Source organism: Vibrio vulnificus NBRC 15645 = ATCC 27562 (assembly GCF_002224265.1).
Lineage (GTDB): Bacteria > Pseudomonadota > Gammaproteobacteria > Enterobacterales > Vibrionaceae > Vibrio > Vibrio vulnificus.
In genome coordinates, this window is the sequence record NZ_CP012881.1 from 381,299 (window position 1) to 401,400 (window position 20,102).

The window sequence follows — 20,102 nt, forward strand, 5'->3', positions numbered from 1 at the left end:
CCTCCTCACTTTTTTCTCAGTATAGGAAAAGGACGTGATTTATTAAGCGCTAATATTTGCAAGTGATATTCGAAAAATTTGAACGTATCACCGACAAGGCAAGATTGAACTCAAATAATAGAGATAAAAAACCGCGGCTCATAAAGAAACCGCGCTTAAGCCCGTCACAGGCTGAATTACGTTACATCTCTACATGTAAACAAGACACTGCGTGTGTGTCATTACCTTGAATCGTTGGTTTGGTTTGCGCACACGCCTCTGTTGCCTGTGGGCAACGAGTGCGGAACACACAACCAGACGGCGGATTCATCGGTGAAGGCAGGTCGCCTTCAAGCATTTGAATGGTTTTCGCGCGCTCCAACTTTGGATCTGGAATGGGCACAGCCGACATCAATGCGCGTGTGTACGGGTGTTTAGGGTCCGCAAACAAGGCTTCAGAGGTGCCGAGTTCAACCGCATTACCCAAGTACATCACCAAAACACGATCAGAAATGTGTTTTACCACCGAAAGGTCATGCGCAATGAACACCAAAGAAAGGCCTAGCTCTTTTTGCAGTTCTTTCAAAAGGTTAACTACCTGAGCTTGAATAGATACGTCAAGTGCTGAAACCGGTTCATCACAGATGATCATTTTCGGATTGAGGATCAGCGCACGTGCAATACCAATACGCTGACACTGACCACCAGAAAACTCGTGTGGGTAGCGGTTAATCACGTTGGGTAGCAGACCCACTTTGGCCATCATCTCTTTCACGCGAGACTTCACTTCCTGCTTACCAAGTTCAGGGTAGAAGGTTTCTAGTGGCTCAGCGATGATGTCACCGATGGTCATACGCGGGTTAAGCGAGGCAAGCGGATCTTGGAAAATCATCTGCATGTCTTTGCGTGTTTCGCGACGTTGCACTTCTTTCATCTTAGTGAGGTCTTGACCTAGCCATACCACTTCACCTTCAGTCGCATTCACCAGACCAATGATGGCACGCGCGAAAGTAGACTTACCACAACCGGACTCGCCCACTACGCCAAGGGTTTCACCTTCATAAAGACGAATATTCACACCGTCAACCGCTTTAAGACTCGACGGTTTGCTCCATGGCCATGCCGACTTGGATGCAATGCTAAAGTGAACTTTAAGGTCTTTTACATCCAGTAGGATTTTTTTCTCTTGTGCACTCATTTTGTCCAAGCCTCCCATTCAGAAAAACACGCACGCTGACGACCATCGGCAAATGGGGTCAAGATTGGCGCTTCACGTTTACAACGATCTATTACGCGATGGCAACGCTCTTGGTAAGGGCAGCCAGGTGGTAGGCGCAGTAGGTTTGGTGGGTTACCAGGAATGGTTGGCAGAATCTCACCTTCGGTATCCAAACGTGGGATCGCCTTAAGCAGACCTTCCGCATATGGGTGGCTTGGGTTGTAGAAAATTTCGTCAACAGTGCCATATTCCATGGTACGACCGGCGTACATAACCAGCACTTTGTCACAAGAGCCAGCCACGACACCAAGGTCATGAGTGATCATGATGATGGCAGTGTTGAACTCTTGTTTCAGCTCGTTGAGCAGATCCATAATCTGTGCTTGAACCGTTACGTCAAGTGCGGTCGTCGGCTCGTCGGCAATCAACAATTTAGGACGGAACAATAGCGCCATCGCAATCATCACGCGCTGACGCATACCACCCGAAAATTCGTGTGGATACATGGTAATACGCTTGCGAGCTTCTGGAATCTTAACCGCTTCTAACATGCGCACAGACTCTTCAAACGCCTCTGCTTTGCCCATGCCTTTGTGCAGCATCAACACTTCCATGAGCTGATCGCTCACCTTCATGTAGGGGTTCAGAGAGGTCATCGGATCTTGGAAGATCATCGCAATCTGTTCAGCACGAACTTTATTCAGTTCTTTCTCTGGCAAGTTCAGAATTTCTTTACCTTCGAACTTTGCGCTGCCTGAGATAATACCGTTTTTGGCCAGCAGACCCATGATCGCAAATACGGTTTGCGATTTGCCTGAACCTGACTCACCTACGATACCGAGTGTTTCACCCTGATTGAGTGAGAAATTTAAATCGTTTACTGCGGTCACGATACCATCTTGCGTGGTAAATTCGACGCGCAGATCTTTGACATCTAATAAGCTCATCATTGCTTCCTTAATCTTATCGTTCTAATTATCTGTCTTTTGGATCCAGCGCATCGCGCAAGCCATCACCGACGTAGTTGAAACAGAATAGAGTGACAACCATGAACAGGGCTGGGAAAGCCAACTGCCAAATAGCCACTTCCATTGTTTGAGAACCTTCTTGTAGAAGTGCGCCCCAACTTGTCATTGGCTCTTGAACCCCAAGACCAAGGAATGAAAGGAAAGATTCAGTCAGAATCATGCTCGGAATCAATAGTGTTGAGTAAACCGCAACAATGCCAAGTACGTTTGGCACAATGTGGCGAGTGATGATCTTCCACTTGCTCACACCACAAACGTGGGCGGCTTCGATAAACTCTTTGCTACGTAAGCTCAGTGTTTGACCACGTACAATACGCGCCATATCCAACCAAGCAATCGCACCGATAGCCACGAAGATAAGCACAATGTTACGGCCGAAGAATGTCACCAGTACGATAACAAGGAACATGAAAGGCACTGCGTAAAGGATTTCAAGAATACGCATCATAATACGGTCAGTACGGCCACCAATAAAACCTGAGGCCGCGCCGTAGAGCGTACCAATCGTAACCGCGACCAATGCACCAAGTACACCCACCATTAGCGAGATACGACCACCAATCAAGGTACGGACGTACAAATCTCGGCCTAAACTATCCGTACCAAACCAATGCTCAGCATTTGGTCCAACGTGCATGGCATACCAGTCAGTATCATCAAACGTGAAAGGTGCTAGCATTGGTAGGAAAATGACAGCAAGTGTCATCACCATAAGGATAAACAAACTCACCATCGCAGCTTTGTTGCGCATAAAGCGAATGCGGGCATCTTGCCATAAGCTGCGGCCTTCAATTTCTAGGTTTTCTGAAAACTTCTCAAGCGCTTCCAGATTCTCTTTTTTCGTCAACATAACCATATACGTCCCTGTTAGTAGCGAATTTTCGGATCAATCATCGCCAACAGAATATCTACAATGGCGTTGAACAGAATAAACAAGAAACCGATCAGAATCGTTACGCCCATAACCAGTGAATAGTCACGGTTAAATGCGGCGTTAACAAATAGCTTACCAATACCTGGTAAACCAAAGATGGTTTCGATAACAACAGAGCCGGTAATAATGCCGACAAACGCAGGCCCCATGTAAGAAACCACAGGTAACATAGCTGGCTTGAGTGCGTGCTTTACAATGATGTAAGGGTAGCTCAACCCTTTCGCTCGAGCAGTACGAATAAAGTTACTGTTGAGCGTTTCGATCATCGAACCACGAGTGATACGAGCGAAGGTCGCGACATAAAGCAGCGACATACCGATAACCGGTAGGACAAGGTATTTCAGACCGCCATCATGCCAACCGCCTGCAGGGAACAAATCCCAATGCAGCGCAAAGAGGTAGATCAGCGCGGGGGCTAACACAAACGATGGCATAACCACACCAATCATGGCCGTAGACATAATGGTGTAATCCACCCAAGTATTGTGTTTGAGTGCGGCAATGGTGCCGACCGTGACCCCGAGAATAACGGTAAAGATAAACGCAATGAAACCAACTTTCGCCGATACCGGCAACGCAACGGAAATCAATTCGTTTACGGAATAGTCAAGGTATTTAAACGACGGGCCAAAATCGCCCTGGATAACGTTAAATAAGTAAGTGGTGTATTGTTCGAGCACCGGCTTATCTAGGCCATATTTGGCTTCGATATTGGCCATAACTTCAGGCGGAAGTGGCTTCTCACTTGAAAATGGGTTACCTGGTGCGAAACGCATAAGAAAGAAAGATACGGTGATCAAAACCAACATGGTTGGAATCGCCTCAAAGATCCTTTTAATGATGAATTTAAGCATAAACTCACTCTTTCAGTCTGTGACAGTTTAAATGAAATTAGACGCTGCACGCGGCTATGCCACATGCAGTGTCTCTATTTTTATAGTTATCAGCTTAGGTGATTACTTCGCGATGATGTAGAGATCTTTTGAGTAGATCTTCTCTTCCGCGTTGTTTGATGGGAAACCACCAACACGTGGATTTAGTAGACGCGAACGTACATATTGGTAGATTGGTGCGATAGGCATATCTTTTGCCATCAGATTTTCAGCATCCAAGTACAGCGCAGTACGCTCTGCTTCAGATGTTGACTTCAGCGCTTTGTCGATCAGAGCGTCATACTCTGCATTACCCCAGTGCTGACCACCCGTTGTATTCGCGCTCACCATCAGAGTTAGGAACGAAGATGCTTCGTTGTAGTCACCACACCAACCAGCGCGTGCCACTTCGAAATCACCTTGATCTTTAGTAGATAGGTAAGTTTTCCACTCTTGGTTTTCAAGATTAACATCTAGACCAAGTGTTTTCTTCCACATAGAACCGAGCGCAACGGCGATCTTCTTGTGGTTTTCGTTGGTGTTGTAAAGCAAAGTAAACTTCAGTGGATTGCCTTTGCCGTAACCCGCTTCTTCAAGTAGGCGAGCCGCTTCTGCGTTACGCTCTTTCTGAGACATTTTGCCGTACTCAGGAAGTTCTGGGTTGAAGTTTGCAGTGATCTCTGGCGTTAGGAAATAGGCAGGCTTCTGGCCCTGACCTAAGATCGCGTTTGCTACGATGTCACGGTCAATCGCGTAAGAGATTGCTTTACGTACACGCACGTCATCAAACGGTTTTTTCTTCGTGTTGAAAGAGTAGTAGTAAGTACATAGGCTGCCTTCAACAGAAACCGATTCTGGGTGCTCTTTTTTCAGACGCTTGAAGTGTTCAGTTGGTAGCGTTGATGTAAAGTCAATTTCACCCGAAAGGAAACGGTTCATTTCTGCAACCGCGTTTTCGATTGGTAGGAAAGTGACTTTGTTGATCACTGTCTTAGAGTCATCCCAGTACTTGGTGTTACGAACCATTTCTAAACGTTCGTTAACAACCCATTTGTCTACAACAAATGCACCGTTACCGACGAAGTTTTCTGGCTTAGTCCACTGATCACCAAACTTCTCTACCGTTGCTTTGTGTACTGGTTTCATGGTGGTGTGACCAGTCATCATCACAAAGTAAGGAACCGCCGTTTCAAGCTCGATAACGAGCGTGTAATCGTCAGCCGCTTTTACACCCAACTCAGATTTGTCTTTCTTACCTGCAACAATGTCTTTCGCGTTTTTCATCTTGGTGTATTCCATGTACCAAGAGTATGGCGATGCTGTTGCTGGATCGACAGCACGTTGCCAGCTGTATACGAAATCTTGCGCGGTAACAGGGTCGCCGTTAGACCATTTTGCATCTTTACGTAGGTGGAAAGTAAATGTCTTGTTGTCCGTCGTTTCCCAGCTCGTTGCGACACCAGGAATGGTGTTGCCGTCTGCATCTTGGTTTACTAGACCTTCCAATAGGTCACGAATCACATGTGACTCTGGCACACCTTGAGATTTGTGCGGGTCGATAGTAGCAACTTCAGTACCGTTACCACGAACGAGTTCTTGTTTTGCTGCTAATTTAGTTCCAGCTGGTACGTCTGCGGCAAGAGCAGAAAGAGAGGTAGTTGCGAGTGTTAGACCAGCACCAAGAAGAAGTGCTTGGGTGATTTTGTTCTTATACATGCATAAACTCCAAGTTTTATATTTGCATCCATGACTTCTTTGCCAAAACACCAGAACGGCAGTGTTTTAGAACTTTTTAGCTGCGTTTTAGAAAACAAAACAACTAAAAGTATTGCAAAGATTGCGGCACACATTAGCAATCATTGAAGTAATTTGCCATAAAAATGTAGCAAAAAACTCAATAATCCTGACTGAACGCCACGAAAATAGCACCTTATGCCAGTATATTAATTTCTCATGGTTATTTCCATTTACCAGACCAATCAGCGATAGCTATAAGTGCCAATAAATCTAAAAAATAACCACATACCAGCATCTTGTGCTAGATAATTAGCCAAAAATTAACATTTACGACACATGACGTCTAACGAATTGTGGGATTTGTATTGTCAGAAAATTGAAGAGTGTGAAGAGACTCACCGAACGGAAATTGAAGTAGGAAAAATTGTTAGAGCGTTTGTTCTGTCACAACAAACTGCTCTGTCACAGCAAAATAACAAAAGCGATGGACAGAACCATCGCTTTGAATCACAAATTTAGCATATAGCGGAAACGGCTATGATTGCCAGCGCTCAGCCGCTTGAGCATCAGACTCTCTAGACTCAACCCATCGAGTCGTTTCGGTTGTGCGTTCTTTTTTCCAGAAAGGCGCTTTGGTCTTGAGATAATCCATAATGAACTCACAAGCCTCAAACGCCGCACCGCGATGTGCACTAGACACCCCAACATACACGATTTGATCACCGATATTGAGGTCGCCAACTCGATGAATAACACGGACATTCAGCAGCGGCCATCTCTGCTCGGCTTGATCACAAATCTCACCCAGCGCTTTTTCCGTCATCCCTGGGTAATGCTCCAAACTTAGGCCCGTGACATTGTCGCCCAAGTTCATGTCTCTCACCTTGCCAACAAAAGTCACCACAGCGCCCGCCGCGCTCCCTTGTGACAACCACGCATATTCTGCTGCGATGTCGAAATCTTCGACTTGAACTGAGATACGATTATCCACGCTACCCCCCTGTCACGGGAGGGAAAAAGGCCACTTCGTCACCATCTTGCAGTGTTGTTTCCAGTGGAACGATCGACTGATTGACTGCAGCAAGTAATTTTCCCGCCTCTAAAGCAAGCGACCACTTACCTTCTTGCTCAGCTAAATGCGCTCGAAGCGATTCAACGGTGTCGAAGTTTGCCTCAACGTCGACTGAATCCACACCCACCAGCTCACGGGTTTGAGCAAAGAATAAAACCTTAATCATGCTTCCACCTTAAAGTGTCCAGACTTGCCACCCGTTTTCTCTAGCAAACGCACAGAGCCAATCACCATGTCTTTCTGCACCGCTTTACACATATCGTAAATTGTCAGTGCCGCGACAGACGCGGCGGTCAGCGCTTCCATCTCAACGCCGGTTTTACCCGCTAGTTTACAAACCGATTCAATACGAACTTTATTTTCCGCTTCGATCGCTTCTAGCTGTACTTCGACTTTTGACAATAATAAAGGGTGACATAGCGGGATTAAGTCCCATGTTTTCTTGGCGGCTTGAATACCCGCAATGCGGGCCGTCGCGAAAACATCTCCTTTGTGATGCTGACCAGAAACAATAAGCTGTAACGTCTCTGGTGCCATATGCACAAACGCTTCCGCACGTGCTTCGCGTACCGTCTCAGCTTTGGCAGACACATCCACCATGTTTGCTTCGCCAGAGGCGTTGATGTGAGTAAACTGGCTCATGGACCCTCCTTTATACGCTCAGGTGAGGCATAAAGTTGCAAGGACGATGGCTCGCATCCATTAGTCCAACCTGTACGACAAGCCCCCGTTGAACCTGGCATAGCAAAAATCACAGTATGATTTGCAAAACCGGCAATCGCACGAGATTGAATCGTCGAAGTGCCAATTTCTTCATAAGAAACCTGACGGAATAACTCACCGAAACCTTCAACCTCTTTGTCGAAAAGCGGTTTTAGTGCTTCAGGAGTACTGTCGCGAGAAGTGAATCCGGTACCACCAGTGATCATAATCGCTTGCACGTTTTCATCTGCGATCCATTGAGAGACGATCGCGCGAATCTTGTACATGTCATCGATGACAATTTGTTTGTCGACCACGTTGTGGCCTGCTTCTTTTGCATTTTCAACGAGGTACGCACCAGAAGTATCATTTTCTTCTGTACGTGTATCAGAAACAGTGAGAACCGCGATGTTGGCTGGTTGGAATTTACTTTCTGCGTGACCCATGTGTTCACCTTCTCTCAGTTAAATTGGTTGCGTTGCCAGCAATTCGGGATTGCCAGCTGAATAATTTAATTTTGCGGATCATCCGCCTATTGAAGCCAAATGTGGCGTCATGCCGGTGTTGCCATCGTTTAAGAAATGGCTGACAGATTTGGTTTGCAGTTCCGCTTGAATTCGTTCAATAAGTGCTGACTCCTGAGAGTCCTGTTGGAGCAAATCTCTAAGCTCAACACCTCGGTCACCAAATAGGCATAAGTGCAGTTTGCCTTTCGCAGAAACTCGTAAGCGGTTACAGCTCGCACAAAAGTCTTTTTCGTAAGGCATGATCAAACCAATCTCACCTTGATAGTCAGGGTGAACGAACACTTGCGCAGGGCCATCATTAGCCGCCTTCACTTTCAGTAACCAGCCATTTGCGATCAGATGATTGCGAATCGCCACACCAGAGACATGATGTTGTTGGAATAATGTATCCATCTCACCCGTTTGCATCAGTTCGATGAAGCGCAATTGGATGGGACGATGCTTAATCCAGTGCAGAAAAGCAGGTAACTCGTTGTGGTTGAGATCTTTCATCAACACAACGTTGACTTTCACTTGTTCAAAACCCACTTCGAACGCACGATCAATACCCGACATCACTTGGTGAAATTTATTCTCGCCGGTGATTTGATGGAACATACGTGGGTCAAGGCTATCCACGCTGACATTAACTTGGTTTAAACCGGCTTCTTTCCATTCTCCAATGTGCTTTTCCATTCGATAGCCATTGGTGGTAGTGGCAACTCGTTTAATGCCTTGAGTTGAAGCGACCGTATGGATAATGTCAGTAAAATCTTTGCGCAGACTTGGCTCTCCGCCCGTAATGCGCACTTTACTTGTGCCACAGTCAGCAAAAGCCTTAACGACTCGGCGGATTTCAGCGAGGTTTAAAAAAGACGAGTTTTTCTGCCCCGAAGGTTGGTAGCCATCAGGTAAACAGTAAGTACATTTGAAATTACACACGTCCGTCACGGACAGACGCAAGTAATAGAATTTGCGGTGGAATCTATCTTCGAATTGTTGCGCCACGGAACACCTTTCCAAACACGGGAGGCGTAGTCATTTCCAAATACGCCCTTGTGACCTTTTGCCACTGGCTTAAGCCGCGTATTATTCAACACTTGATGTCGAATAACTTAGCAAGTTAAGCTCGGAGTTATGGCAACCCTTGACCCTATTGGTCAAATGGTAGCTTTGCCCGTTAAAATACTTAATATTTGTAGTGGAATCTAGCTCTAATCTAGAAAAATCTCACTAAACCCACAATTTACCACCTTGTGAGTACCTGTTATTAACGGGATACTCTAAATTGTAGTTGGTTATGAAAAAATAAGAAGAACAGAATGAACATATACGCTTCCAAAAAGGTCGTCGCTGTTGGCGGCGGTCATGGCTTGGGAAGAATGCTTGCGGCTCTCAAAGAGTTTAGTGGCAATGCAACGGGTATTGTCGCGACCACAGATAATGGCGGCTCAACAGGACGAATTCGCCATTGCCAAGGGGGCATTGCGTGGGGAGACACACGCAACTGCATCAATCAGTTGATCACAGAACCTTCCATCAGCTCGATGATGTTCGAATATCGCTTCAAAGGCAGTGGAGAGCTTGATGGTCACAACCTCGGTAACCTAATGTTGACGGCGCTCGACAACTTATCGGTCCGCCCTCTCGATGCCATTAATCTGGTTCGCGACATGCTGAAAGTGCAAGTGAATATTTTACCGATGTCTGAGCATCCTTCCGATCTGACCGCGCTATCAACCGATGGACGCTGGGTCACTGGTGAGACAAATGTGGATGAAATGGACACGGATTTGCGCCGCTTAGATCTCTCCCCAGAAGTACCAGCCACCAAAGAAGCTGTTACCGCCCTTGAAGAGGCCGACGCCATCATCCTTGGCCCAGGTAGTTTTCTGACCAGTATCATGCCACCACTATTATTACCGGAACTTGGCAAGGCTATAGCACACAACAAAAAAGCCAAGTTGATTTTTGTTGCGAATTTAAGTCCAGAATTCGGCCCTGCTGGTCGAATGAGCTTTAAAGATAAACTCGAATGGTGTGAGCGTGCATGCCAAGGGCGAAAGATTGACGTAGTCTTGGGGGATACCGAGCATCCTGAGTTGAAAGATCGATGGCACTTTGTGACCCAATCTCTTGCTTCCGCGAATCGTGATTGGCGTCATGACCGTAAAAAATTACGCCTCGCTATAGAGCAGCAACTCACCGAATAGCGATTAAACATACGAAGCCAGACTTAGGGCTTGGTAAATCGCTTGTATTTTGACAGTAAAACGGCTCGTATCTACGAGCCGTTATTTCAAAAGCCGTTTGCCTGCCAGTTGAGGTAGGCCTGCTGGGTTTGATGCAGACGGTCAATCATTGTGACCACGTCTTGCGTTTCATCTAAAGCGTCCCCTTCTTTTGCTCGAGTATCTATCTCGACGGCAAAATGACATAGTGCATCCGCGCCAAAACTGGCGGCACTGCTTTTTAAGGCATGGCTGATGTCTTTAAGATAGACGAGCTTGTCACTGTAGGTGGCATCACACAGAACCTTCAAATAACTCTCAAGTTCGTTCAAAAATATCTCCAACAACACGGGGACATTATCGGCACCTATTTCCTCAGTCAACGAGGCAATTTTCTTCTGGTTTAGTAATTCCATTATGCTTTCTGTTTTTCTTCTTTTTCATTCCACGCCTGTAACTTGCGATAAATCGTCGACGGGCTGACATCAAGATAGCCTGCGGCTCTCGGAATGTTACCATCACACGCTTTAATCGCTTGTTCAATCGCCAGTTTCTCGGTCAACCACAATGGACAAATATCCCTGACGGAAATCAACTCACTCAGATCAGGTTGCGCACTTTCTTTGCGTTCAAAGGGCTGATTCAAAGGAGGCGGCAACATCTCCATGGTAATCTCTTTACCGTTGTTAAGTACCACCACGTTACGCAGCACATTTTGTAACTGACGCACATTGCCTGGCCACTCATATTCATTAAATCTATCTATCACAGATTGAGAGAAACGAACAAAGTTTTTCCCTTCCTCATGTGACATATAACCCAGTAACGAGTAAGCGATCTCAATGACATCCTCTCCACGCTCACGAAGTGGTGGCAAGTGCAGTGGAATCACATAAAGTCGGTAGTACAAATCTTCACGAAAGCGCCCTTCTTGTACTTCTTTCCAAGGGTCTCGGTTTGTCGCGCACACAAAACGCACGTCAACACTCTTCATTTTTGAAGAGCCCACTTTTTGGAAAGTACCCGTTTGGATAAAACGCAGCAATTTTGTTTGCAGATCTAGGTCCATTTCACACAGCTCATCAAGGAACAGTGTGCCTCCATCGGCGAGCTCTGCTGCCCCTTGGCGATCGGTCGCTGCGCCAGTAAACGCACCTTTGACATGCCCAAATAGCTCGCTTTCAATCAAATCCTTGGGGATCGCTGCACAGTTAATCGCGATAAATGGCTTGTCTCCGCGTCGACTGGCTGCATGAATGGCTTCTGCGCACACCTCTTTACCCGTACCACTTTCACCAGTGATAAAAATACTCGCTTTACTACTGGCCGCCGAGTCAATGGTTCGGTAGACCTGCTGCATTTTTTGACTACTGCCGATAAAGCCTTGATAATTCTGACTTCCGGCGCTGTCTGAATCATTTTTTAGCTTGCTCGCCTTGCGGATAGCGTTGTTCACCGTGACCCTGAGTCGGTCAGCTTCACAGGGTTTGATCAAGAAATCTTGCGAGCCGTGTCGCATTGCTTCAACAGCAGTATCGATCGAGCCGTGTGCGGTCATGAAAATGATAGGAACATCAGGGTGGCTTGCTTTCACTGCATGCAATACGTCCATTCCCGTCATGTCCGGTAGGCGTAAGTCCAGCAGAATAAGATCTGGAATGCGATGTTTTAAACTGTCTATCGCGTCACGCCCAGTACCCACGATATTGATATCGATACCCAATGGCATGAGATAGGAGCGATAGAGGGCTGCGACAGAAGCGGTGTCTTCTACCATCAGCAAGTAACGCTGTTTCGTTGTCGTTATTTGTTGCATAGTCTAGCCAATTGTTATTTGTGTTTTGAATAATAATCGCATTGCGCGATGCATTTTGCAAATGACAATGGCAAATATTCACTTTTAGCGGTAAATAATCATCACTTAGCGGCGTTAAAATTGGCACAAACAATGCACAAACTAAAGTGACCCCTCGGGTCACCTAGCCAACTGACGTTGTTAGTGAACCTAGTGTTCACAATTGATAGCCAATAGTGAAATGACTGTTGGCTTTTTTTTGTCTGCAATAATGACAGTCAATGTTCTTCAAAAATGACTTGTTAATAGTAGCCATTAAACTCGGATGTTAGCTGTTAGCGATAAACTGCTGACGCAACTTTTCAATTTCATCACGCTTCTGCGCGGCCAACTCAAATTCCAAATTCTGAGCGTGTTTGTACATTTGCGCTTCCAGTTTTGTGATTTCTTTTTCCAATTGCTGTGGTGTCAACACATTATAGGACAGCGATGGTTCAGCCACTTTCGACAATGGCACCGTTTTGCTCACTTTCTGCTTGCGGGATTTAGTAATATCGCCCAGCTCCATAATATCTTTGATATTACGCTTCAAGGCTTGAGGCTGAATGCCTATTTTTTCATTGTACGCTTGCTGTTTCTCACGGCGTCGTTCCGTTTCATCCATCGCTTTCTTCATCGATTTGGTGATGGAATCTGCATACAAGATCGCTTTACCATGGAGGTTACGGGCTGCACGGCCAATGGTCTGAATCAATGAGCGCTCTGAACGTAAAAAGCCTTCTTTGTCGGCATCGAGAATCGCAACCAAAGACACTTCAGGCATGTCGAGACCCTCGCGTAACAAGTTAATCCCCACCAACACATCGAACTCCCCTAGCCTCAAGTCACGAATGATCTCCACTCGTTCAACCGTGTCGATATCAGAGTGTAAGTAACGCACTTTCACATCGTGCTCGTGCAAGTATTCAGTTAGGTCTTCCGCCATACGTTTGGTCAGTGTTGTCACTAACACTCGTTCATCTTTCACTGCGCGAATGCGGATCTCAGAAAGCAGATCATCCACTTGAGTCGCCACTGGTCGCACTTCCAGTACAGGATCGAGCAGACCAGTCGGACGCACCACTTGGTCAGCAATTTCGCCCGCACTTTTCTCTAGCTCGTAATTGCCCGGGGTGGCTGAAACGAAAATAGTTTGTGGCGCAAGAGCTTCGAACTCTTCAAATTTCAATGGTCGATTGTCCAATGCTGAAGGCAAACGGAAACCATATTCAACCAAGGTCTCTTTCCGCGAGCGGTCACCTTTATACATTGCGCCAATTTGTGGCACGGTCACGTGAGATTCATCGATGATCAACAAACCATCGTGTGGTAAGTAGTCAAATAATGTTGGAGGCGGCTCACCTTCTGCTCGACCACTGAGGTAACGCGAGTAGTTTTCAATGCCAGAGCAGAATCCCAGCTCATTCATCATTTCAATATCGAACTGGGTACGTTGACTAATACGTTGCTCTTCCAACAATTTATTATTGTCACGCAAGTAAGTTTGTCGCTCACGCAGCTCTTGCTTGATGTTTTCAATCGCCTGCAGAATACGCTCTCGTGGCGTGACGTAGTGAGTCTTAGGGTAAATGGTGAAGCGGGGTAAATCGCGTTGTTTGACCACTCCGGTCAGTGGGTCAAACACACTGATGCAGTCGATCTCATCATCAAACATCTCGATGCGTACCGCATCTTGGTCCGACTCAGCCGGAAAAACGTCGATGACCTCTCCGCGCACGCGAAATTGGCCTCGCTCAAAAGCAATATCGTTACGACTGTATTGCAACTCAGCCAAACGGCGCAGTATGTCGCGTTGATCCATCACATCACCACGGCGTATATGCAGCATCATTTGCAGGTAAGCTTCGGGATCACCCAAACCATAAATAGCCGAAACAGAGGCGACGATAATGGCGTCTTTTCGCTCCAATAACGCTTTGGTGGCAGATAAACGCATTTGCTCGATATGTGCGTTGACCGATGAGTCCTTCTCTATAAAAGTGTCAGTGGTTGGCACATAGGCTTCAGGTTGGTAATAATCGTAGTAAGAGACAAAATATTCGACCGCGTTATTTGGAAAAAACGCTTTCATCTCACCGTAAAGTTGGGCGGCAAGGGTTTTGTTTGGCGCAAGTAGAATTGCAGGACGTTGCGCTTGAGCAATCACATTCGCCAAGGTAAATGTTTTACCGGATCCCGTCACTCCGAGTAAGGTTTGGTGAGCCAAACCAGCATCCAACCCTTCTGTCAGTTGTTTGATCGCCGTTGGTTGATCTCCCGATGGCGCATAGTCAGAAACCAGATCGTAAAGTTTGCTCATTTTTCCTCTCACTACAGCACAACGTAAAAACTGTATAAATATACACTCCCACCCCTCATAAGAACAGTTGCAATTTAGGCATACAACACAACTTTTAGTCAGCCAAACGAATCAGGCGACAGTGACCACTTTTATTGTTGAAGAGAGTTAACCATTTCATGACATTTTTCTGGCTTATCAATTTCAACTCTGATATCCTCCTCCGCCCAATCATTGCTCTATCAGCAAAAAAGACGTTTTTGTCATCCACATCTTTTCCCCATTTTTTGTTTTTTTCGTTCATTCCAGCCTAAATCAGAAAAATTATCCACAAGCTCTATAAATGCCAATTCCTAATAAAAACCTTTCAAATTCAATATTTAAAAAGAAATACCATACTTTAAAATAATTGAGCACTTACTCTAGTTCGTGTCTGTTTTTATTTTGCTCAAGTTTCACTAACACACTTATCCACAAAATTGGTGGATAAGTAAAGGCAGGCCAATAAAGAAAAGGGATGCAGAAAAGTAAAGCACTTTTTTTACAGTTTCTTGGCATTTTGTCTCATTATTATTATTGACACACCCAAACCTGCTGAGTAAGATGCGTCCCGCTTTTAAGCGAAGCAATTCCTCCTTAGCTCAGTCGGTAGAGCGACGGACTGTTAATCCGCAGGTCGCTGGTTCGAGCCCAGCAGGAGGAGCCAAATTCTAAAAAACGCCACATCTTCGGATGTGGCGTTTTTTTATATTTCCCAGCCTAAACATCTCGCACGGCCTTAAGTCAATCGTTTACCACGTATAAAATTCCGTCAGCTACTCAAAACCTTACCTTTCATTGGTTGTTATTACCGGGACAAAGCACGATAATATCGGGATCGGATTTGCAGAACGTAATAATTATGACCGAATATATTTTGTTGTTGATTGGCACCGTCCTCGTAAACAACTTTGTACTGGTGAAGTTTCTCGGATTGTGTCCCTTCATGGGCGTGTCAAAAAAATTGGAAACCGCAATTGGTATGGGCTTGGCAACGACCTTTGTCCTTACTATGGCCTCCGTGTGCGCTTATCTTGTTGAAAGCTACATTCTTGAGCCATTGCACATCGAATACCTACGAACCATGAGCTTTATTTTGGTGATTGCAGTGGTGGTCCAGTTTACGGAAATGGTGGTTCACAAGACCAGCCCAACCCTCTATCGCCTGCTGGGTATTTTTCTACCTTTGATTACCACCAACTGTGCCGTGTTAGGGGTTGCTCTACTGAATATCAATGAAAACCACTCGTTTGTAGAATCCATCATCTATGGTTTTGGTGCGGCGGTTGGTTTTTCTTTGGTACTGATTCTGTTTGCTTCGATGCGTGAGCGCATTTCTGCAGCGGATGTGCCCGTGCCTTTTAAAGGGGCTTCCATTGCGATGATTACTGCAGGATTAATGTCGCTAGCGTTTATGGGCTTTACGGGGTTGGTGAAATAAGATGACAACCATCATGATTGCCGTGCTAGCAATTGCACTGCTGGCTACGCTCTTTGGCGCTATCCTTGGTTTTGCCTCGATTCGCTTTAAAGTCGAAGCGGATCCAATCGTGGATCAAATCGATGCCATATTGCCACAAACGCAATGTGGCCAGTGTGGCTATCCTGGTTGCCGTCCTTACGCAGAAGCCATCGCGAATGGAGACAGCATCAATAAATGCCCACCCGGAGGCCAAGCGACCATTGAAAAACTGGCCGATCTTATGGGCGTTGAAGCGGAAGAATCCGCCCATGATCTCGAAGGAAAAGTCAAAAAAGTCGCGTTTATCCACGAAGACATGTGTATTGGTTGCACTAAGTGCATCCAAGCCTGTCCGGTCGATGCTATTGTTGGTGGAACCAAAGCCCTACATACGGTCATTAAAGATGAATGTACTGGCTGTGACTTATGCGTGGCGCCTTGCCCGACAGACTGTATTGAAATGATCCCTCTGGAGACAACCACGGAAACATGGAAGTGGCAGCTTAATGCTATACCTGTGGTCAATATTTCCGAAGCTAACCCTAACTCTGCCACCAGCAGAGATCAGAATAACTAAAGGGCAAAGAAGATGTTGTCTTTAATTGAACAAATTCGTACAGGCGCGCTTTGGGATTTTCCAGGTGGTGTTCATCCTGCGGAAAACAAACGCCAGTCAAACCAGCAGCCTTTGGTGCACGCAGCGCTAGCCAATGAGATTGTGTTGCCGCTCAAACAACACATCGGCAAACCGGGAAACATCTTGGTCAACGTAGGCGATCACGTCTTAAAAGGGCAATTACTCACCCAATCGAATGCCGGTTTTACACTTCCAATTCACGCCTCGACTTCCGGAACCATAACGGCCATTGAAACACGCACAGTGGCGCACCCTTCTGGTTTGAGCGAAATGTGCGTGGTGATCACGCCAGATGGCCAAGATACATGGTGTGAAAAACAACCTGTCGTCGATTATTCACAACAAAACAGTGACTATCTTTTGGATGTGATTCGCATGGCGGGCATTTCCGGAATGGGAGGCGCAGGCTTTCCGACCGCGAAAAAAATCCAATCTGGCTTAGGCCGAACAGAAATTTTGATTGTCAACGCAGCAGAATGTGAACCGTACATCACCGCAGACGACAAGCTTTTGCAAGAACACGCGGAAGAGGTTCTACAAGGTATCGAAATTGTAGAACACATTTTGCAGCCTAAACTGACCATCATCGGAATTGAAGATAACAAGCCCGAAGCAATTAAAGCCCTTGAATCCGCCGCACAAAATAAAGACATCGTTATTCGCGTTATCCCCACCAAGTACCCCTCCGGTGGTGAAAAGCAGCTGATTAAGGTTCTAACAAATAAAGAAGTTCCCGCGGGCGGTATTCCTGCCGATATTGGTATCCTTGTGCAAAATGTGGGATCGCTGTACGCGATCAAACGCGCGGTGATCGATGGCGAACCAATGGTCAATCGAGTCGTTACCTTAACGGGTAACACCTTCGAGACACCACGTAACGTTTGGGTACCGCTGGGCACGCCAGTCCATGCTTTATTAGAGCAATTTGGCTATCAAGCAGACAAAAAACTGCCACGCTTGATTATGGGCGGGCCGATGATGGGCTTTAGCCTTCCTCATGCAAACGTTCCGATCACCAAAACGTCCAACTGTATTTTGGCTCCAACTCGCAAAGAGATTTCTCCAGCGGGTTACGAAATGGAATGCATTCGCTGCGGCGCATGCGCTGAAGCTTGTCCTGCTTCACTGCTTCCTCAGCAGCTACAATGGCACGCGAAAGCCGAAGAGTTCGACAAGTGTGAAGAGCTAAACTTAAAAGATTGTATCGAATGTGGCGCTTGTGCCTTTGTGTGTCCAAGTGAAATCCCGCTTGTCAGCTATTATCGTCAAGCCAAAGCCGAAATTCGAACGCGCGCGCAAGAAGCTGACGCAGCAGAACGTGCCAAGCTTCGCTTTGAAGAGAAAAAGGCGCGCATGGAGCGTGAGAAAGAAGAACGCGAGAATCGCTTTAAGAAAGCCGCGGAAGATCGCCGTAAGGAAATGAAATCCACCGGAGGCGACGACGCCATTGCCGCCGCTATCGCTCGTGTTAAAGCGCAAAAAACTCAAGATAGCGAGCAAACACCAAGCGTTAAACCGGCAGTGGCTGCTGCTATTGCCAAAGCAAAAGCCAAACAAGCCGCCGCTGCTGACTCCGGTTCGTCTGAACCAGACAATTCAGAAATGGTGAAGTTACGCGAAGAACGTAAGCGTCTTGCTCGCGAGCGAAAAGCAGAGAAAGAGCAATCTACAATCCCAGACTCTCAAGAGCAAGGGGATAAGAAATCTGCGGTCGCCGCCGCCATTGCAAGAGCAAAAGAGAAAAGAGCGCAGCAACCACCACTTGCTTCATCCGAATCATCGGCAGAGGAACCTGAAGATAAGAAAGCGGCTGTAGCTGCGGCAATTGCTCGCGCCAAAGCACGAAAAGCGCAGCAAACAGGCGAGCCTGCACCTGAGCAAAATCGCGAAGAATCGCAAGTCGCAGATGACGATCCTAAGAAAACGGCCGTCGCTGCGGCAATTGCTCGCGCCAAAGCGCGAAAAGCGCAGCAAACGGACGAGCCTGCACCTGAGCAAAACCGCGAAGAATCGCAAGTCGCAGATGACGATCCTAAGAAAGCGGCCGTCGCTGCTGCAATTGCTCGTGCCAAAGCACGAAAATCGCAGCAAGCAGGCGAGCCAGCACCTGAGCAAAACCGCGAAGAATTGCAACCAGCAGAAGACGATCCTAAAAAAGCGGCCGTCGCTGCAGCAATTGCTCGTGCCAAAGCACGAAAAGCGCAGCAAGCAGGCGAGCCAGCACCTGAGCAAAACCGCGAAGAATCGCAACCAGCAGATGACGATCCTAAAAAAGCGGCCGTCACTGCAGCGATTGCGCGTGCCAAAGCACGAAAAGCGCAGCAAACTGACAAGCCTGCACCTGAGCAAAATCGCGAAGAATTGCAACCAGCAGAAGACGATCCGAAGAAAGCGGCCGTCGCCGCGGCGATTGCTCGTGCCAAAGCGCGTAAAGCTCAACAAGCAGAACAAAAACAAAATACTGAGGAGAACGAGTAATGTCGTTTTTTATTGCGAGCTCACCACACGCCCACAGTCGCAAAAGCACCCCAGATTTAATGAAATGGGTAGCACTATGTGCATTACCCGGATTGTTGGCACAAACCTACTTTTTTGGATGGGGTACATTCGTTCAACTCATTTTGGCGATCACCATCGCGTTATCTTTAGAAGCGCTCGTGATGCTATTAAGAAAGCGCCCCCCAATGCGAGCGCTACGTGATCATAGTGCTCTGGTCACCGCTTGGTTACTGGCGGTTGCCATCCCCCCAATGGCACCTTGGTGGATCATCACGATTGGCCTTTTGTTTGCGATCGTCATTGCAAAGCATCTCTACGGCGGCCTAGGGCAAAACCCGTTCAACCCTGCCATGATTGCTTATGTGGTACTGCTGATTTCCTTCCCAGTGCAAATGACCAGTTGGAGCGCTCCGCTACCTCTGATTGAAGCCGGACACGAAGTGGCCAAAGATCCGGTGACATTCGGGGATCTGCTTTCCCTGATCTTTACCGGGCTCACTATCGATGGTTCTTCTCTGCAACAAGTTCGTGCAGGTATCGATGGCATTACCACGGCAACGCCGCTTGATGCTTTCAAAACGGGTCTGCACAGCGGAGCGACATCGTCAGAAATTCTCAGCCAACCTATTTTTGAAGGTTTTGCAGGTGTGGGCTGGCAATGGGTTAACCTTGCCTATTTGGCGGGTGGTCTGATTTTGCTCAAGCAACGCGTTATCCAATGGCATATTCCTGTCGGATTTTTAGGTGCGTTGCTTGTGATGAGCAGCTTTTTCTCCCTATTCTTCCCTGGCGAAACGGCGTCCCCCCTGTTTCATCTCCTTTCCGGAGCGACGATGCTAGGCGCATTCTTTATTGCAACGGATCCCGTATCCGCTTCCACAACAATCAAGGGGCGTATCCTCTTTGGGGCGATCATCGGTTCTCTCGTCTTTATCATACGTAGTTGGGGAGGCTTCCCAGACGGTGTGGCGTTTGCAGTGTTATTGGCCAACATGTGTGTACCTTTGATCGATTACTACACCAAACCAAGAACTTACGGGCACTAAAAGGCA

The 20,102-nt window shown here is 46.9% G+C and carries 18 protein-coding genes, 1 tRNA gene, 1 pseudogene and 1 riboswitch; of the genes and pseudogenes, 6 read left to right on the top strand and 14 right to left on the bottom strand.

Annotation, left to right across the window (positions count from 1 at the left end; genetic code table 11):
- Positions 1 to 181: 181 nt before the first annotated feature.
- The 10 genes and pseudogenes from oppF to moaA all read right to left on the bottom strand — a co-directional run bounded on the left by oppF (position 182) and on the right by moaA (position 9,057).
- Positions 182 to 1,177 carry a murein tripeptide/oligopeptide ABC transporter ATP binding protein OppF gene (gene oppF / locus AOT11_RS01665; protein WP_011080880.1) on the bottom strand — a complete coding sequence of 332 codons (996 nt, stop codon included), beginning with the start codon at positions 1,175 to 1,177 and terminating at the stop codon, positions 182 to 184.
- Positions 1,174 to 2,145 (bottom strand): ABC transporter ATP-binding protein, encoded by a 972-nt coding sequence (gene oppD / locus AOT11_RS01670; RefSeq protein ID WP_172840592.1) that lies wholly within the window; start codon positions 2,143 to 2,145, stop codon positions 1,174 to 1,176. The genes oppF and oppD overlap by 4 nt, the downstream gene beginning before the upstream one ends.
- Before the next feature lie 28 nt (positions 2,146 to 2,173).
- Positions 2,174 to 3,076: an oligopeptide ABC transporter permease OppC gene (oppC, locus tag AOT11_RS01675; protein WP_013572108.1), complete on the bottom strand. Its 903-nt coding sequence runs from the start codon at positions 3,074 to 3,076 to the stop codon at positions 2,174 to 2,176.
- A gap of 17 nt (positions 3,077 to 3,093) precedes the next feature.
- Positions 3,094 to 4,014, bottom strand: coding sequence for an oligopeptide ABC transporter permease OppB (gene oppB / locus AOT11_RS01680; protein ID WP_017428878.1), 921 nt, complete (start codon positions 4,012 to 4,014; stop codon positions 3,094 to 3,096).
- Positions 4,015 to 4,116: 102 nt separating this feature from the next.
- Positions 4,117 to 5,748 (bottom strand): ABC transporter substrate-binding protein, encoded by a 1,632-nt coding sequence (locus AOT11_RS01685; protein WP_011080884.1) that lies wholly within the window; start codon positions 5,746 to 5,748, stop codon positions 4,117 to 4,119.
- A gap of 556 nt (positions 5,749 to 6,304) precedes the next feature.
- Positions 6,305 to 6,760 (bottom strand): molybdopterin synthase catalytic subunit MoaE, encoded by a 456-nt coding sequence (gene moaE, locus AOT11_RS01690; RefSeq protein WP_011080885.1) that lies wholly within the window; start codon positions 6,758 to 6,760, stop codon positions 6,305 to 6,307.
- A gap of 1 nt (position 6,761) precedes the next feature.
- On the bottom strand, positions 6,762 to 7,007 hold the full coding sequence (gene moaD, locus AOT11_RS01695) for a molybdopterin synthase sulfur carrier subunit (protein WP_011080886.1): 246 nt from the start codon (positions 7,005 to 7,007) through the stop codon (positions 6,762 to 6,764).
- Entirely contained in the window at positions 7,004 to 7,483 is a 480-nt protein-coding gene (gene moaC, locus AOT11_RS01700; RefSeq protein ID WP_017428877.1) for a cyclic pyranopterin monophosphate synthase MoaC, read from the bottom strand. The genes moaD and moaC overlap by 4 nt, the downstream gene beginning before the upstream one ends.
- Positions 7,484 to 7,493: 10 nt before the next feature.
- Positions 7,494 to 7,989, bottom strand: a pseudogene (gene moaB / locus AOT11_RS01705) (molybdenum cofactor biosynthesis protein B).
- Between the two features lie 78 nt (positions 7,990 to 8,067).
- Complete coding sequence (gene moaA, locus AOT11_RS01710; RefSeq protein ID WP_017428875.1) at positions 8,068 to 9,057, bottom strand: GTP 3',8-cyclase MoaA; 990 nt, start codon at positions 9,055 to 9,057, stop codon at positions 8,068 to 8,070.
- Positions 9,046 to 9,196, bottom strand: a riboswitch (molybdenum cofactor riboswitch). (Overlaps the previous gene by 12 nt.)
- Before the next feature lie 175 nt (positions 9,197 to 9,371).
- Between moaA and AOT11_RS01715 the strand changes: the two genes are divergently transcribed.
- Positions 9,372 to 10,262, top strand: a complete 891-nt coding sequence (locus AOT11_RS01715) for a YvcK family protein (RefSeq protein WP_017428874.1) — start codon at positions 9,372 to 9,374, stop codon at positions 10,260 to 10,262.
- Positions 10,263 to 10,348: 86 nt separating this feature from the next.
- Here AOT11_RS01715 and luxU read toward each other — a convergent pair whose 3' ends face one another.
- The 4 genes from luxU to AOT11_RS01735 form a co-directional block, all read right to left on the bottom strand.
- A complete protein-coding gene (luxU, locus tag AOT11_RS01720; protein WP_017428873.1) occupies positions 10,349 to 10,696 on the bottom strand; it encodes a quorum-sensing phosphorelay protein LuxU in 348 nt (115 codons plus the stop codon).
- Positions 10,696 to 12,096, bottom strand: coding sequence for a quorum-sensing sigma-54 dependent transcriptional regulator LuxO (gene luxO / locus AOT11_RS01725; RefSeq protein ID WP_017428872.1), 1,401 nt, complete (start codon positions 12,094 to 12,096; stop codon positions 10,696 to 10,698). The genes luxU and luxO overlap by 1 nt, the downstream gene beginning before the upstream one ends.
- A 307-nt stretch (positions 12,097 to 12,403) precedes the next feature.
- Complete coding sequence (uvrB, locus tag AOT11_RS01730; RefSeq protein ID WP_026050797.1) at positions 12,404 to 14,434, bottom strand: excinuclease ABC subunit UvrB; 2,031 nt, start codon at positions 14,432 to 14,434, stop codon at positions 12,404 to 12,406.
- A 94-nt stretch (positions 14,435 to 14,528) separates the two neighbouring features.
- Positions 14,529 to 14,717, bottom strand: coding sequence for a hypothetical protein (locus tag AOT11_RS01735; protein WP_017428870.1), 189 nt, complete (start codon positions 14,715 to 14,717; stop codon positions 14,529 to 14,531).
- Between the two features lie 326 nt (positions 14,718 to 15,043).
- Here AOT11_RS01735 and AOT11_RS01740 point away from each other — a divergent pair.
- From AOT11_RS01740 to rsxD, 5 genes are all read left to right on the top strand, one after another.
- A tRNA-Asn gene (locus AOT11_RS01740) sits at positions 15,044 to 15,119 on the top strand.
- A gap of 195 nt (positions 15,120 to 15,314) precedes the next feature.
- On the top strand, positions 15,315 to 15,893 hold the full coding sequence (rsxA, locus tag AOT11_RS01745) for an electron transport complex subunit RsxA (RefSeq protein WP_017428869.1): 579 nt from the start codon (positions 15,315 to 15,317) through the stop codon (positions 15,891 to 15,893).
- Position 15,894: 1 nt separating this feature from the next.
- Positions 15,895 to 16,491: an electron transport complex subunit RsxB gene (gene rsxB / locus AOT11_RS01750; RefSeq protein WP_011080896.1), complete on the top strand. Its 597-nt coding sequence runs from the start codon at positions 15,895 to 15,897 to the stop codon at positions 16,489 to 16,491.
- A 12-nt stretch (positions 16,492 to 16,503) separates the two neighbouring features.
- Complete coding sequence (gene rsxC, locus AOT11_RS01755) at positions 16,504 to 19,029, top strand: electron transport complex subunit RsxC (RefSeq protein ID WP_017428868.1); 2,526 nt, start codon at positions 16,504 to 16,506, stop codon at positions 19,027 to 19,029.
- Positions 19,029 to 20,096, top strand: coding sequence for an electron transport complex subunit RsxD (gene rsxD / locus AOT11_RS01760; protein ID WP_017428867.1), 1,068 nt, complete (start codon positions 19,029 to 19,031; stop codon positions 20,094 to 20,096). Before rsxC ends, rsxD begins: the two co-directional genes overlap by 1 nt.
- The last annotated feature ends 6 nt before the right edge of the window (positions 20,097 to 20,102 follow it).

Bases quoted from the DNA above. Each gene is read 5' to 3' on its own strand.
- oppF (WP_011080880.1), bottom strand. From the start codon at position 1,177: ATGAGTGCACAAGAGAAAAAAATCCTACTGGATGTAAAAGACCTTAAA.
- oppD (WP_172840592.1), bottom strand. From the start codon at position 2,145: ATGAGCTTATTAGATGTCAAAGATCTGCGCGTCGAATTTACCACGCAA.
- oppC (WP_013572108.1), bottom strand. From the start codon at position 3,076: ATGTTGACGAAAAAAGAGAATCTGGAAGCGCTTGAGAAGTTTTCAGAA.
- oppB (WP_017428878.1), bottom strand. From the start codon at position 4,014: ATGCTTAAATTCATCATTAAAAGGATCTTTGAGGCGATTCCAACCATG.
- AOT11_RS01685 (WP_011080884.1), bottom strand. From the start codon at position 5,748: ATGTATAAGAACAAAATCACCCAAGCACTTCTTCTTGGTGCTGGTCTA.
- moaD (WP_011080886.1), bottom strand. From the start codon at position 7,007: ATGATTAAGGTTTTATTCTTTGCTCAAACCCGTGAGCTGGTGGGTGTG.
- moaC (WP_017428877.1), bottom strand. From the start codon at position 7,483: ATGAGCCAGTTTACTCACATCAACGCCTCTGGCGAAGCAAACATGGTG.
- AOT11_RS01715 (WP_017428874.1), top strand. From the start codon at position 9,372: ATGAACATATACGCTTCCAAAAAGGTCGTCGCTGTTGGCGGCGGTCAT.
- luxU (WP_017428873.1), bottom strand. From the start codon at position 10,696: ATGGAATTACTAAACCAGAAGAAAATTGCCTCGTTGACTGAGGAAATA.
- luxO (WP_017428872.1), bottom strand. From the start codon at position 12,096: ATGCAACAAATAACGACAACGAAACAGCGTTACTTGCTGATGGTAGAA.
- uvrB (WP_026050797.1), bottom strand. From the start codon at position 14,434: ATGAGCAAACTTTACGATCTGGTTTCTGACTATGCGCCATCGGGAGAT.
- AOT11_RS01735 (WP_017428870.1), bottom strand. From the start codon at position 14,717: ATGAACGAAAAAAACAAAAAATGGGGAAAAGATGTGGATGACAAAAAC.
- rsxA (WP_017428869.1), top strand. From the start codon at position 15,315: ATGACCGAATATATTTTGTTGTTGATTGGCACCGTCCTCGTAAACAAC.
- rsxB (WP_011080896.1), top strand. From the start codon at position 15,895: ATGACAACCATCATGATTGCCGTGCTAGCAATTGCACTGCTGGCTACG.
- rsxC (WP_017428868.1), top strand. From the start codon at position 16,504: ATGTTGTCTTTAATTGAACAAATTCGTACAGGCGCGCTTTGGGATTTT.
- rsxD (WP_017428867.1), top strand. From the start codon at position 19,029: ATGTCGTTTTTTATTGCGAGCTCACCACACGCCCACAGTCGCAAAAGC.